Source organism: Arthrospira sp. PCC 8006 (assembly GCF_046480465.1).
In the GTDB taxonomy this organism is placed as follows: Bacteria; Cyanobacteriota; Cyanobacteriia; order Cyanobacteriales; family Microcoleaceae; genus Limnospira; species Limnospira platensis.
Genome location: NZ_PKGG01000043.1, coordinates 16461 through 30701, shown reverse-complemented (window position 1 = coordinate 30701; position 14241 = coordinate 16461). Strand labels below are relative to the sequence as shown.

The following is a 14241-nucleotide window of genomic DNA, read 5'->3' as shown; positions in this document are numbered from 1 at the left end:
GCCATGGCCAGCAGCATCTTTCCTCCTTGCTGGCGACCCTCAACATCCTCTCGCTGCTCTTCCATACCCTGCTGGAGTTGCTCGATGACAAGTACCAGTTACTACGAGCGCACTTGCCCACCCGCCAAACCTTTTTTGATGATTTGCGGGCGTTGACCCGTTACCTGTACTTCGACAGTTGGGAGCACCTTCTGACCTTTATGCTTGAAGGTCTCGAGTTAGACATCCCGCCCGATAGCAGTTGAATTTCCATAATGAGAATTGCTGGTAATATCTGAGTAGTTAGGTACGACTATCGGGTTAAGGCAATTGCCACAATGGTAGATATATGTGCGAGACGTTTAGGAGTCAAATAAGGCTGCAATGCCTGAAATAACCTCCTAGTAGGTACTTCCACCCCTTGGTGGAATATAAGGGACTCGTACCCTGACCATCCCATAACTGTTTATATGCCCCAACGCTTGGAGAAATCTAAGCAAGGCAGGGGACTCAAGGTCAAGACAGAATGTTTGAACGGTGGAAGTAATGACCCACCTAGTATAGCAGGAAGTTGAGAGTAACGGTGATAGCCACCCCCAGTTTTAGGATTCACAACCCGTCAGATTGAAGCGGGGAACGGAAGGCGTGAGGTAGAACCTACTACCAAGACGCGACCACTGCCAACCATCCATGATTAGGGAAACCTAATGTCCGGCTTGAACCATCGTAACCATTGGGCAGCGAAACAGGTTGATACGCTGCGTTCAAAAGAACATGGGGAAAAGTGGGAGTTTTTATATACTACCCAGAAGCAACGTTTCGTTGTGCACAGACCTTTAATGTACCCCGGTGGAAAGGACAAATCTAAAGATGGAATGCCCGTATAAACGGAACGTTTAAACCCCTTTTAGGCTCTCGACAAGTACATCTTGTTGAGTAGTGAAAGTGTAATCGTATGCCTTTAAGGGGAAGGGATGTGACTGAAAGCCAAGGCCTAATTGTAATGGTTAGGATATGCCCACTAGTCACGGTGTAGATATAGTTACTGCAATCAACAGGAGTTTAACGGCGAAAGCGAGTTTAAACACTACGATGTTGTATTTAGCTCCAAAAGTTGAAGTACAAAAGCAGGGGTTGGTAACCCTGTTCCCGTTGCCAAGGGGTATCTACATCAGGAGCCGTGTGATGCGAAAGTATCAAGCACGGTTTGGAATGGGAGTGGGGGAAGGCGACTTCCCTCTCGACCCCTACCTAATCTTCTAGCAAGCTCGGTTCAGACATAACAGTTTAAGACCTAAATAGGGGTAAAACCTGAAAGGGCAATTGTTAGCTCAAGAATCCTCGCACTTCAGGGCGAGGAGTGTCAAAAGCTATAATGAGCCGCCTAGTCCGCTCACCCGCCTTGTTAATTGATCCGATGCCAATGGAGTAATGGTACAGTGTAAAGAAGTTGGCTTGGAATCGTGGAGCCGTTCTTCTTGACCTCAACAACTTACAAACGAGAAGGTTCCGGTGGTACCTCACACGGGTATCCCCTCAAAATTAGGGTAGCCCTACGGGCTGATGTTACCCGATTAACGGAGATCCTCGCTGAGAGTTTTCATACTCGACAGGGACTCGGTGGCTTGATGTATCCTATTTTTCGCTTGGGCATTTACGAGGATTTGCGTAATCGCTTGGCTACTAGCTCGGGGTATTATACCTGTCTAGTGGCTGCGATCGCAGATTCTCCTCATAAATTAGGTAATATACCTCTAAATGTCCCAGAACATTTGGTAGGAACGGTAGAAATGGGGTTAAGATCGCCCAGTCCCTGGTCTATTGGCGATCGCTATCCATATATTTCTAATTTAGCTGTTCATCCCACAGCCCGCCGCCAAGGTGTGGCTAGAGAACTCCTGATTGGTTGCGAACAAGTCGCTATGAAATGGGGGTTCTCTGATTTGTACCTTCATGTTCTCGAAAATAATTCCCAAGCACGACAACTTTACCATCAAGTGGGCTATCGCATAGCCCAGATAGATTGGAGTTGGGATTCCGTGTTTTTGGGTCAACCTCGGCGACTGTTTTTGTGCAAAAACTTGTCTCATTCCTGACCCATTTTTCTGTTTAATCGCTCTCCCACTCGCAGGATTTGGCCAGCTAATATAGCCGCGCCAAATCCGTTATCTATATTGACTACTCCTACACCCGCCGCACAGGAATTCAGCATAGTTAATAGGGGTGCTAACCCATTAAAACTTGCACCATAGCCGATACTGGTTGGTACAGCAATTACTGGACAATCGGCTAAACCAGCAACCACACTTGGTAAAGCACCTTCCATCCCCGCCACTACAATTAAAACATCAGCATCGGAAATTAAATGCCAGTTTCCTAATAGTCGGTGGATTCCCGCTACCCCCACATCCCACAGTCGCTTTACCTGAAATCCTGATAAGCTGGCGGTGACGGCGGCTTCCTCGGCGACAGATATATCAGCAGTTCCGGCGGTTAAAATTCCTATCACACCGACCGATTGAGCTTCAGCGGACCGATAACGCCCATCTAAGGCACAAATCCTAGCTTCTCGATAATATTCTAAATCTGGCATTTCCCGCCGCAGTTCTTCATACACTTGGGGTTCAATTCGGGTCGCCATCACTACCGGATTTCGCCCCTGCATAGTCTGCATTATTTCTCGGATTTGCTCTGGGGTTTTTCCGGGTCCCCAAATCACTTCCGGGAATCCGGTTCTTAGTTGTCGGTGATTGTCTATTTTGGCATAATTTCCGACGGTCTCAAAGTCAAAATATCGCATTTTGTTCAGGGCTTCTATGGGGGATAAATAGCCTTGTGCGACATATTCTAATAGCTGTTTTAATGCTTCCGGTGTCATTGCCAATTTCCTTGCTCTTCCCTCATGGTCATCTGAGGTAACCATTTATTTATGCCTATTCCCGAATTTTCAACTCGTATAAATTCCAGAAACCTCTGCCGATAGGTGTATAGTCAATGCCTTCTATGCGATCGCGTATAGCATCGAATACCAAAGGATTAACCATATACAGAAACGGCAAATTTTCGGCAATAATTTTCTGAGCTTCCCCATAAAGTTCCCTACGTTTATCATTATCTAGTTCCTGGGAAGCCTGCACATATAAATCATCAATTTTTTGCTCCCAGTCTGATACCACCCAACCTTCTATTTCTGGTTCTCCCGGTTGCTGACCTTGATTAAAGGTATGCAGACGACCATTCACTGACCAAATATTATAGCCGCCATGGGGTTCTAAAACTCCTCCGGTAAATCCACCCAAAAAAGCCTCCCAATCGCGAGTCTTAGACAACCGATTAACATAAGTATTAAAACTCAAAAAAAGCGGATCAACTCGGATGCCGATTCGGGATAAATCTTGAGCAATTTGAGTCGCCATTTGTTCCCGGACTTTTCTCCCGGCACTCGCCAACAAGGTAAACCGTACTTGATTACCTTCAGCATCGATTAAATTGCCATTCTCATTATAGGAAAAACCTGCCTCCAGCAATAATTTCCTAGCTTTTTCCGGGTTATAGTTATAGGTTCTTAATCCCTGTTCTGGAGATAGATAAAAAGGACTTTGTACCGGGATAGGGGAATGTTGTAACTCACCCAATCCTAAAAAAATATTGTTTTTCATCACCTCTCTATTGATGCTATAATATACTGCTTTACGGAAGGCTAGATTATTAAACCATAGGGATTTATGGGGTTCCACAAAAGGTCTACCGTCGGGATTTTTACCCTGATTAAGATTAAAGGACATAAACACAGTTCCGGTATCAGGACCGGGACTGTAGATGGTATATTGACCCCTGGTTTCTTCAGGTTTCAGCAGGGGGAAGGCTTCCGGTTGAACGTCTAGGGTATCGAGGGAACCAGACCTAAAATTGAGTAGCTGGGTATCGCTACTCTCGATAATTTGCCACACTATTTGGTCTATATAGGGTTGGGGGTTCCCCTGTGGGTCTTCGCGCCAATAGTAGGGGTTACGTTCTAGGATAACCCGTTGATTGGAGTTATAGCTTCTGATGCGGTACATACCATTACCAACAATTTCCTGGGGGTCGGTATTGGTTCCCCAGGTACTCAAAAATCGGAGATTTCCCTGAGAGTCGAAGGTCCGAACGGAGTCAGCTAAGACATGGGCGGGTAAAATTGGTAAACCGCCTGCATATCGTAGAAAAGGGGCGAAGGGTTCGGGGACGGAAAATTCAATCCGCCGATCATCGAGTTTTTCTACGGTGGGTAGGGTGCGATCGCGTCCTACTCTGAGAATATCTTTAAAGCTACTGGGGATTTTGTCACTGAGATAAATTTCGTTGTAGGTGAAAATCACATCATCTACGGTCATGGGTTCACCATCAGACCATTTTAAGCCCGATCGCAAGGTGATGATAATCTTTTGACCGTTTGGGGCAATTTCCCAAGACTCAGCCAAACCCGGTTGGAGTTCTCCGGTGACGGGGTGTTCTTCGATTAGGGGGCTATAAATATAGCCAAAAACGCTATAGGCGGATTGATTTAGGGGATAGTTAAAGGTACTCGGACCGCTAGGGGTGGGAATGACTAGGCGGGAGGGTCTGTCGGAAGATTGGGCGGCGCTACAACCCGATAAGCCTAGGGCTAATAATATCACTAATAATACTGAGGCTAGGCGGATGAGTAACCCGCGCTTTGACCATGGATAGACTAAATGGTTCATAACTGGCGTTTATGGCGATTGCGCTTTTAGGCTCTTTGTAGGAGGGTGACGGCGTAAGCGGCTATTCCTTCTTCTCGTCCTACCGGTCCGAGTTTTTCGTTGGTGGTGGCTTTGATGCTTACCTGGTCCGGTTCTAATTTTAGGACATTGGCGATGCGATCGCGCATTGTCGGGATATGGGGTTTGAGTTTGGGACGTTCAGCCACAATTACTGAGTCTATGTTACATAACTGCCAGCCTCGCTGTTGTATGAGACCATGGACTTGTTCTAGTAAGACTAGGCTATCAGCACCCGCCCAGCGTTCATCTGTGGGGGGAAAGTAAAGGCCGATATCTCCTAAACTTAGTGCCCCTAACATAGCGTCCATGATGGCATGGGTGAGGACATCGGCATCACTGTGACCGAGTAATCCTAGATGATGCTCAATTTTCAGGCCGCCTAATATCAGGGGGCGGTTTTCGACTAGCTGGTGAATATCGTATCCGTTGCCGATGCGAATGTCCATGGGGCCCTCTCTACTACTACGGTTTTTATTATGGGCTAGTTTGTTGATTAGATGCGATCGCCCATAGTCCGGGGAAAAGATAAACCCTTTATTTGACTGGCTTTCAGCCGTTGGCGGATTTTTTTTTCAGAAAAGCGTAAAGAAATGTTGCAAAGTTGGTGGTCAGTGTGTTAACTTTTGTTTAGTTGAATCAAGCAAACCTATTTAGGAGTAGCTCACAATGGAAAATCAAGGAACTAAATTTGGTTTCACCGAATTCGCAGAAACCTGGAACGGTCGCCTCGCTATGCTTGGTTTTGTTATCGGTGTTGGTACCGAGTTACTGACTGGCCAAGGTATTCTGTCTCAATTAGGCTTAATGTAGTTTTTCCCAAGTCACGGGGACATATTTTGCCTAATTCTGGGGATTCGGCTCTATAATTAACTTCATAGGATTCTGAGGCTATGGCTTCGGAATCCTTTAATTTGTCTGGTTTTTGGTATCATTCAATGAAAAGGAGAGATTAGCAAATTGTCAAAAAGTGATCAAACCAGCTTCCGAGATTATCAGGAAGATGGTCATCTTTGGATTACCTTATCTGCTGGTGAATACTATCCAGATATCCTATCATTAGCCTGTGAACTTTATCAACCTGTACTGGTCACATTTGGTCATCTGTTAAAGTGATCCCATTCTTCAACGGATCTGTTTTTAGCAATTTCACAGGTTCAACCCGTTTGGATGCGGATACAACTGTGTCGAGTATTCCGAAAATATGTGAGTCCAGAAACACCTGTAGAAATGCTCAAAAAAAAATCATTAGCTGATCAAATATGTGCTAGATTTGGCAAGGGATTTCGTTTAATTACAGAAGTTCAATCCCAATTTTTGTCGAGACCTATGCCTGATGAGGCTTTATGTGCCGTGCTGTGGGAATATAAGGATCGTGGAAAAAAGGATATGATCTAACAGAAAGGCTATTTAAAATTATTGGTGAACAATATTCAGCACTGGAGATTATCGGCCCTCAACGTGCTGGCAAAGATGTAAGATTAGGAGAGTTATTTGATGATTATCCTCGACCAAATCGCCCAGTAGACTTTGTTTTATTACATAATAATCAGCCAGTTGCTGTAGGTTTAGCTAGATATGATTCAGACCGAGGTGGTACTCAAGAAGATGATCGAACAGGCCAATATCGTGATTGTGCTAGTGAGATTCTGAAATATGCTCAAACTCATGGATTAAATCTTAAAGTCATATTCCTTAACGATGGCCCCGGCTTACTTCTGGGTTCAATGTGGCGAGATTATGCGGATCTTGAGGATGCTTAGTATGGTAAAGTTAAGGTAGTTACTCTCCGAATGTTTCCAGAACGCATAAACGTCGAGTGGTTAGTATCATAACAGTTTATTTATGGCAATTGGAATACCTAAAAAAGATAAATTTCTTGACCATAATCAAGTTGAGCTGGTCTATGCCCATAAAAAATCATACCAGGAAATTATTAATAGTGATTTAGTCGAATATAAAAGTATTTATTCTCATGCTTCACCTAAAAGGTTATACTTTGGCGATAATTTAGATGTTCTTCGTTTATTGGCTACGGAACCAGAAATATGCGGAAGTATTAATTTAATCTATATAGACCCACCTTTTGCTACAGAAAGCCATTTTCTGTCACGAAAACAGTCGAAGGCTTATGATGATACCTTGACGGGTGCTGTGTTCGTGGAATTTTTACGAGAACGTCTGATATGGCTGCATCAATTACTGTCAAATCATGGCTCGATTTATTTACATCTTGATGAAAAGATGATTTTTCATATTAAGCTAATAATGGATGAGGTTTTTGGTGTTGAAAACTATCGAAATATGATAGTCCGAAAAAAATGTAATCCTAAAAATTATACTCGTAGAACTTATGGCAAAATGGCTGATTTCATCTTATTTTATACCAAGTCAGATACATATATATGGAATCAACCAAAAATGCCACTGTCTGAAAATAGTAAAAAGGAGTATCAATATATTGAACCAGAAACTGGCCGTAAATTTATGAAAGTTCCACTCCATGCACCAGGTATGCGTCATGGTGAAACTGGGAAGCCTTGGCGGGGTAAAATGCCGCCTCCGGGTAAACATTGGCAATATCCCCCAAAGACTCTGGATGAAATGGACGCACGAGGTGAAATATTCTGGTCAAAAAATGGTAATCCTAGAAGGAAGGTTTATCTCAATGAACATTCAGGGGTGGGAGTTCAGGATATTTGGCTAGAGTTCCGGGATGCTTATAATCAAAATGTTAAAATTACGGGATATCCAACTGAAAAAAATCCTGATTTATTGAGAAGAATAATTGCGGCTTCATCGAATCCAGGAGATTTGATACTGGATTGTTTTGCTGGTTCGGGGACAAGTTTGGCGATCGCTGATGAAATGCAACGTAATTGGATTGGTGTAGATCATAGTATAGAGGCGTTTAAGACAATTTTAAATCGATTTGAACATGGTATTAAACCTATGGGTGATTTTGTCAAAAGCAGTGGGAGTAATTCAGAGGAAGTTTATATACAACCAACATTATTTGACCAAGGGGCTTCTGACCAATTAGATAATCGGGCTAAAAGATTAGATAATCAGGATACTAAAATCACGGATTTCTCGATTTTTGTACCTAGCCCCATCCCAGCACAAATTGAGGATATTGTCAAGACCTGGAAGGGTAATTAACAATTAGTAATTAACAATTAATATAAAATTAGTTAGTTTGGGTAAGACGATCGCGGTAATGGGGTTGATGTAGCTCTAGGTCAGGACCGAGGGGGATAATTCCGCCAGGGTTGAGGGGAAATAAATTGCCGTAATAGTCTCGTTTAATAACTTCTAAGTTGCAGGTTTCTGCGACTCCGGGAAGTTGATAGATATCGCGCAAATAGGGGGAGAGATTTGGATAATCGACGAGGCGGCGGCGGTGGCATTTGAACAGGCTATAATAAACGGTATCAAATCTAACTAGGGTGGTAAATAATCGCACATCTGCTAAGGTAATGCGATCGCCACATAAATAACGGGAATTGGCTAGGGTTTGGTCGATTAAATCCAAGGTATCAAATAGCTGATTACAGGCGGTTTCATAGGCGGTCTGGGTAGCGGCAAAACCACAGCGATAGACACCATTATTAACATGGTGATAAATTTGCTCATTCCAAGAGTCGATCGCCTCTTTTAAGGCGGGAGGATATAAATCTAGGTCGGGGTATTTAGCGAACTGCTGAAACTCGGAATTTAACATCACAATAATTTCGGCGCTTTCATTATTAACGATCGCCTTTTGCTGGGTATCCCACAAGAGGGGGACAGTAGCTCGCCCCTGATAACCCGGTTTAGCATTATGATAAAATTGAGGTAGGGTGTTAAATTCGACTTCTGGCTGGTCAAAAACCCACATTCCCGAGTCGGGGGAAGGAGAAACGATGTTTATGGATATCGCAGAGGACAACCCCTTTAAAGCCCTGACAACTAGGGTTCTGTGAGCCCAAGGACAACCCCACCCCACAATTAACTGATAGCGTCCCGCCTCTGGGGGATAGGCTGCTGTCCCCACATTGTGGCGAAATTGGCTTTCGGGGCGGATATATTCCCCGGACGAATTACGGGGGGCTAATTTTGACATCATCAACCGCCACATAGTAGTCCAGGCGAACTTTCCTAAACGGACGATCGCCCCTGGGGGGAGGGGGCTACCGCTTTTTTTGGTGGGAGTGGGAGTGGGAGTGGGAGCCATAATTGGTAAACAGGAATTGATGTCGTGAGACTAATTTAACTAATATTATAACGAAGTTAGAGATTATGGAAAATAGCGATTGGTTAAAACAACTGAAAACCCATAAAGCGATCGCTGTAATTCGCCCCCCCAGTTGGGAACTAGGTTTACAAATGGCTGGGGCTGTTAGCCGGGGCGGTATTCGCTTAATTGAAATTACCTGGAATGGCGAAATGGTGCCGGAAATAATTAGTAAACTTAGGTCAGAGTTGCCGGATTGTTTAATTGGGACTGGCACAATTTTAACGGGTCAAAATTTACGGGATGCTGTCAATTGTGGGGCACAATTTATATTTTCTCCCCACATTAATTTATCGTTAATTGAATTAGCACAAGAAAGGMAAATACCGATAATTCCGGGGGCTTTATCGCCGACGGAAATTGTGACCGCGTGGCAAAATGGGGCGAGTTGTGTTAAGGTTTTTCCGATTTCAGCAGTGGCAGGTGTTGATTACATTAAAAGTTTACAGGGTCCCCTGGGTCAAATACCCTTGATTCCTACTGGGGGAGTGACTTTAAACAATGCTATTAAGTTTATTGAAGGGGGGGCTATAGCGGTGGGATTATCAGGAGATTTATTCCCTAAACAGGCGATATCCCAGGGTAACTGGCAGGAAATTACTGGGCGATCGCGACATTTAATCGATATCCTGACCTCTGGGGATAAGTCCGAAAATGGGGACACATCCGATGATTCAGAAAGAGTAAAATTATTCTAAAATGGATGTAGTTATGCACAGACCCGACGAGAAGGAGTAGGAAGGTGAAATTATGAAAAGTTTAATTCCATGGCGTAAGCTGGGACTATTGGTGGCGGGGCTGAGTCTGGGGGTAACAGTGCTTTACAGCGATTCAACTCCGGTACAAGCCCAAGAATTTCATAATATGATAGCGCGGCGGATTTTGGATTTACAACAATCTTCGGAGCGTTGGATTCAAATTGATCTGACTAGCCAACGGTTGATCGCTTGGGAGGGAAATAAAGCAGTTTATGCGGTGATTGTTTCTACTGGAAAACCCTCAACTCCTACCCGTGTTGGTAATTTTAGGGTTCAAACTAAGTATCGTAGTACCCGTATGACTGGCCCTGGTTATGATGTGCCGGATGTTCCTTATACAATGTACTACGATGGGGGCATGGCAATTCATGGCGCTTACTGGCATAATATGTTTGGAACTCCAGTTAGTCACGGTTGCACAAATGTTGCTGTAGACCATGCTAGATGGCTGTTTGAGTGGGCATCAGTTGGCACACCTGTTGTAGTACATGAGTAGTAGGATTCACAAGCCTAAACGCACTTTGGCAATTGGTGATATTCACGGTTGTTCGGTGGCTTTTGATGCCCTAATTCGGGCGATTCAACTGCAACCGAATGACCAGATTGTCACCTTGGGTGACTATGTGGATCGCGGCCCAGACTCGAAGGGAATTCTCGATCGCCTCATCGATTTACACGACCGAGGGCAATTGATTGCTTTGCGGGGAAATCATGAAATTTTGATGTTGCGATCGCGTTCTTTGGGGTGGAATGCCTGGTATCATTGGCAGGCTTCTGGGGGTGAAGAAACCATGGCTTCTTATGGTCATCATGGCGGGTATAAGTGGATTAATTCTATACCTGACAAACATTGGTATTTTCTCGAAAAGGTGTGTCGAAATTGGTGGGAAAACCGATCGCATTTTTTCGTTCATGCTAATGTGTATCCCAATTTACCTTTAAATAAACAACCGGAAAGGATGCTATTTTGGCAACCATTTGATCATCCTTCCCCTCACTATTCTGGCAAAACTATGGTTTGTGGTCATACTACTCAAAAAACTGGTCAACCTCTTAGTATTGGTCATGCTATTTGTATTGATACTTGGGTTTGTGGTCAGGGTTGGTTAACTTGTTTAGATGTCAATAGTGGCAGAATTTGGCAAGCTAATCAAAAGGGGGAAAAACAAACTGGCTGGATTGATGATTTTGAGATTCCCTATGTGCCGATTCGATTGAGGATGCGCCTAAATCGGCGTTAAAATAGTAGCAAAATATCTCAATTAATATTTATGCGGATTTTGGCGATTGGTGATATTCATGGCTGTTCCCAAGCCTTTGATACTCTCATAGATATGGTGAGTCTTCAAGCAGATGATCGGGTGATTACTCTGGGGGATTATGTCGATCGCGGTCCTGATTCTAAGGGGGTAATTGATAGGTTAATTTATCTTTATAATCAGGGTCAGTTAATCCCTCTACGGGGGAATCATGAAATTATGATGTTAGCAGCGCGATCGCATCCTAATAGTTTAGATACCTGGAAAATTTGTGGCGGTAAACAAACTATATTATCTTATCAAAAGTCATCCCGAAAAAAAGCGAGAATTGACTATATTTTACCTGAACATTGGCAGTTTGTCGAACAAGCCTGTTTAGACTATTGGGAAGAAGAAACTCATTTTTTTGTTCATGCTAATGTTGCGCCCAATATCCCCCTATCTCAACAATCCAATCACCATTTATTTTGGGAAAAGTTTTATAGTGCTAAACCTCACTATTCTGGTAAAATTATGGTATGTGGTCATACTAGCCAGAAAAGCGGAAAACCTGTGAATTTTGGCTATGCAATTTGTCTTGATACACGGGTATATAGCTCTAAAGGTTGGCTAACCTGTTTAGATATCAAGACAGGTAAAATTTGGCAAGCTAATCAACAGGGAAAACAACGGGAAAGCTGGATTGATGAATTTGTATCTAGCCCCCGCCATTTTAACTATACACAGTAACAGATAATTACTAAACTAACCTCCCTGGTTTCAGCTTAATTTGACGACTGTTTGATTATTTAAGAGGGTTTGACTGGTTAACATATCCTCGACTGTAATTCGTAAAAAACGCTGTTCATCAATCTGGAATTGTACCCGAATACGATCGCTACCAGGATTTCCCGGAGGGGTTAATTTAGCAATACTGCGTCCGGTGTCACTATCATTTAAAGGTTGGACAGTAGCTTTTCCGGTGTTGAGGCTGCGAGTAACTAGGCGATCGCCATCAAAAAATACTTCTGTTCCCCCAGTTTCGTCCCCTAATTCACCAATCACTAATTCAATACTGGGTTGATTTTCTAAGGAAGCGCCTAACAATAATTCTACGGGTTCTGTCATGGGGTAGGGTTGACCAGATTTAATAATCGGGTGCCAATCATGACAGTTATCTCGACGATTCCAATAGCGAACACCATAGCTATGATAAAGAAAGTCCTCAATTTTAGTGCCTAAACTGAGTTGTAATGCACCATGAGAAATTGCCTCAAAGGGTTTCTCGCTGCGAATTTGACTAGGGTTAAAATATTGCTTTACCCAGTCTTGAACGGCGGGAATTTGTACGGTTCCCCCGACTAATAAAACCGCGTCAATATCCCCCGCTTCTATCCCTTGGCGACGCGCCTGCTGTAAAACCTGAGCCATGGCTTTATCTAGGTTATCAAAAAATTGGTTTTGTGCCAATATTTCATTGAAGCGATCGCGAGTCATTTCTAACTCGTAACTCTCGAAGGTTTCCTCATTAAAATAAACTTCACTGGCTGAGGTTTTTAGGGATAACTGAATTTTCAGCTTTTCGGCTAAACGGGTGGTTAAAGCATTTTTGACTAATCCCTGGGTTTTGGCAAAATCATCTACTAGCCAATAGTCAATATCTGAACCCCCTAAATTCTGACCGGATTTGGCGATAACTCTGGCGGTTTTGGCTTTTTGTCCAGAAGATTCCGCTAAGGATTTTTGACCCCATTTCAGAATAAAACCTAGGGGATTTTTGGCGGTCGTAGCATCTAAACGGACTAGGGATAAATCCAGGGTTCCACCACCAAAATCTATGACTAGCAATAATTGCCGATCGCCTAATCCATAACCCAACGCCGCCGCTGTGGGTTCATCTATCATCCTCACTTGTGGGACTTCTAAGGACTCGCAGATACGACCTAACCAATTGCGATAGGTTTCAAAACTATCTACGGGTACTGTAAAAATTAGGGAATCTACCGTTAGGGGAATGTTGCTGATAGCGGCGATCGCATTTTTTAAAAACCATTCTCCGGCGGTTTCAAAGGTGATTATCTCACCGTCAATTTCTGGTAAAAATCCCTGAATATTACTACCAATTCCCCGTTTAAAGTTACGGAAAAAACGCGGATCGTTGGCTAAATCATAACCGCGATCGCGCACTTGTTGACCTAATAAAACTTGTTTTTCCTTGGCATTTTCTACATAAAGCAGACTGGGAATTAACGGGGGATTTTGAGCCGAAATTTGCGATAAACCAGGTAATTTTAGGGTTTCCGGTTGTTCAGTAACTGGGTTCCAACGGGAAATTACTGTGTTACTGGTTCCCAAATCGATCGCGATCGTCATTGGATACTATATCAATAATATTACCTCTAGTATATTATAGGACAATCAACCCCTACAGATAATTGTTATCCCCTAACCCACCCTCACCAAACCATACAGACCAGTATGCGGTAGTAAAATGTGACATTTCTCTTGTAACCTTGTTACAATGCTGGGCAAAATTTGTAATGGGAGTCGAACCCAGAATACGCCCAGTATCCAACCATGTTTTTTTGTTTTATGTTCCCAACTTACCGAGTTGGCGGTTCACACTCGCTTCTGAAGGTTTGGCTACCAACAATTATCCGGGTTTATTCAAGTCTCAATTAGATCGGTTGCCCAATTTAAAGCCTGAATTTTTGTATCTAGTTGTCGATGATTTTGGGCTAAACTATCGGTCAATTTTTGCACCTCAGCCACATTAATCGTAGTTAATACTTTGAGTTCTCCTCTGGTATAGCGATCGTAGCGTTCTGATGCTGCTTCAACTGCCGCTTTGTAAACACTGCGCTTGAGTTTGAGTGTATCCCTTTCTGCTAAAGCATCTGATAGAGATTTTCCCTCTAATTGCGTGACTGAGTTAGTCCGATTGATTTGCTGAATTAAACGCAGCAGTTCAGCGCTTAGATTTTCTAACTCCCCCATTAAGTCTTGGGGATCTTCGGGAGGTTCTTCGCCTTCCTGAACTTTCAGAGTTCGCAACAACCGCTGTTGTAATTGAGCGATTCGCTTCTGTAGATCAGCGCGTAAAATTAAGGCTTCTGCTAATTTCACAACCATCACCTCCCCCAAATTAACGGTATATGGTTTAAGACATTTTCCGACAATAATCCCATTTTAAATCTAAAATCAATTTT

Annotated in this window: 15 protein-coding genes and 1 pseudogene; 10 read left to right on the top strand and 6 right to left on the bottom strand. The window is 43.3% G+C overall.

Annotated features, from left to right (window positions below):
* Both B9T16_RS09125 and B9T16_RS09120 read left to right on the top strand, forming a co-directional pair.
* A pseudogene (locus B9T16_RS09125) lies at positions 1-245 on the top strand (ISNCY family transposase); the annotation flags it as partial.
* A 1212-nt stretch (positions 246-1457) separates the two neighbouring features.
* Complete coding sequence (locus tag B9T16_RS09120; RefSeq protein WP_006619485.1) at positions 1458-2075, top strand: GNAT family N-acetyltransferase; 618 nt, start codon at positions 1458-1460, stop codon at positions 2073-2075.
* Here B9T16_RS09120 and larB read toward each other — a convergent pair.
* Genes larB through ispF form a run of 3 tightly spaced genes read right to left on the bottom strand, consistent with a single transcriptional unit; the run spans position 2066 to position 5209 of the window.
* A complete protein-coding gene (larB, locus tag B9T16_RS09115) occupies positions 2066-2857 on the bottom strand; it encodes a nickel pincer cofactor biosynthesis protein LarB (RefSeq protein ID WP_006619486.1) in 792 nt (263 codons plus the stop codon). The two genes, B9T16_RS09120 and larB, sit on opposite strands and share 10 nt — an antisense overlap.
* Positions 2858-2912: 55 nt before the next feature.
* Entirely contained in the window at positions 2913-4703 is a 1791-nt protein-coding gene (locus B9T16_RS09110) for an ABC transporter substrate-binding protein (RefSeq protein WP_410244590.1), read from the bottom strand.
* 26 nt (positions 4704-4729) lie between these two features.
* A complete protein-coding gene (ispF, locus tag B9T16_RS09105; RefSeq protein WP_006619488.1) occupies positions 4730-5209 on the bottom strand; it encodes a 2-C-methyl-D-erythritol 2,4-cyclodiphosphate synthase in 480 nt (159 codons plus the stop codon).
* Between the two features lie 220 nt (positions 5210-5429).
* Between ispF and B9T16_RS09100 the strand changes: the two genes are divergently transcribed.
* The 4 genes from B9T16_RS09100 to B9T16_RS09085 all read left to right on the top strand — a co-directional run bounded on the left by B9T16_RS09100 (position 5430) and on the right by B9T16_RS09085 (position 7922).
* Positions 5430-5573: a chlorophyll a/b-binding protein gene (locus tag B9T16_RS09100; protein WP_006619489.1), complete on the top strand. Its 144-nt coding sequence runs from the start codon at positions 5430-5432 to the stop codon at positions 5571-5573.
* 147 nt (positions 5574-5720) lie between these two features.
* Complete coding sequence (locus B9T16_RS09095; protein ID WP_014275642.1) at positions 5721-5876, top strand: hypothetical protein; 156 nt, start codon at positions 5721-5723, stop codon at positions 5874-5876.
* Between the two features lie 54 nt (positions 5877-5930).
* Complete coding sequence (locus tag B9T16_RS09090; RefSeq protein WP_410244589.1) at positions 5931-6158, top strand: hypothetical protein; 228 nt, start codon at positions 5931-5933, stop codon at positions 6156-6158.
* Between the two features lie 447 nt (positions 6159-6605).
* Positions 6606-7922 carry a site-specific DNA-methyltransferase gene (locus tag B9T16_RS09085; RefSeq protein ID WP_410244588.1) on the top strand — a complete coding sequence of 439 codons (1317 nt, stop codon included), beginning with the start codon at positions 6606-6608 and terminating at the stop codon, positions 7920-7922.
* 28 nt (positions 7923-7950) lie between these two features.
* Here the strand turns inward: B9T16_RS09085 and B9T16_RS09080 are convergent, their stop codons facing one another.
* On the bottom strand, positions 7951-8976 hold the full coding sequence (locus tag B9T16_RS09080) for a glutathione S-transferase family protein (RefSeq protein ID WP_410244587.1): 1026 nt from the start codon (positions 8974-8976) through the stop codon (positions 7951-7953).
* A 65-nt stretch (positions 8977-9041) separates the two neighbouring features.
* Here B9T16_RS09080 and B9T16_RS09075 point away from each other — a divergent pair, with 65 nt between their 5' ends.
* From B9T16_RS09075 to B9T16_RS09060, 4 genes are read left to right on the top strand one after another with little or no spacing between them, the layout of a single operon-like run.
* Positions 9042-9734, top strand: coding sequence for a bifunctional 4-hydroxy-2-oxoglutarate aldolase/2-dehydro-3-deoxy-phosphogluconate aldolase (locus tag B9T16_RS09075; protein ID WP_410244586.1), 693 nt, complete (start codon positions 9042-9044; stop codon positions 9732-9734).
* 52 nt (positions 9735-9786) lie between these two features.
* Positions 9787-10290 carry a L,D-transpeptidase gene (locus tag B9T16_RS09070; RefSeq protein WP_006619493.1) on the top strand — a complete coding sequence of 168 codons (504 nt, stop codon included), beginning with the start codon at positions 9787-9789 and terminating at the stop codon, positions 10288-10290.
* Positions 10283-11035, top strand: a complete 753-nt coding sequence (locus B9T16_RS09065; RefSeq protein ID WP_006619494.1) for a metallophosphoesterase family protein — start codon at positions 10283-10285, stop codon at positions 11033-11035. Before B9T16_RS09070 ends, B9T16_RS09065 begins: the two co-directional genes overlap by 8 nt.
* Positions 11036-11065: 30 nt before the next feature.
* On the top strand, positions 11066-11782 hold the full coding sequence (locus B9T16_RS09060) for a metallophosphoesterase family protein (RefSeq protein WP_006619495.1): 717 nt from the start codon (positions 11066-11068) through the stop codon (positions 11780-11782).
* A gap of 30 nt (positions 11783-11812) precedes the next feature.
* Here B9T16_RS09060 and B9T16_RS09055 read toward each other — a convergent pair whose 3' ends face one another.
* Together B9T16_RS09055 and B9T16_RS09050 are read right to left on the bottom strand one after the other, a co-directional pair.
* Positions 11813-13405 (bottom strand): Hsp70 family protein, encoded by a 1593-nt coding sequence (locus tag B9T16_RS09055; RefSeq protein WP_006619496.1) that lies wholly within the window; start codon positions 13403-13405, stop codon positions 11813-11815.
* A 294-nt stretch (positions 13406-13699) separates the two neighbouring features.
* Positions 13700-14164 carry a DIP1984 family protein gene (locus tag B9T16_RS09050; protein ID WP_006619497.1) on the bottom strand — a complete coding sequence of 155 codons (465 nt, stop codon included), beginning with the start codon at positions 14162-14164 and terminating at the stop codon, positions 13700-13702.
* Positions 14165-14241 lie beyond the last annotated feature (77 nt).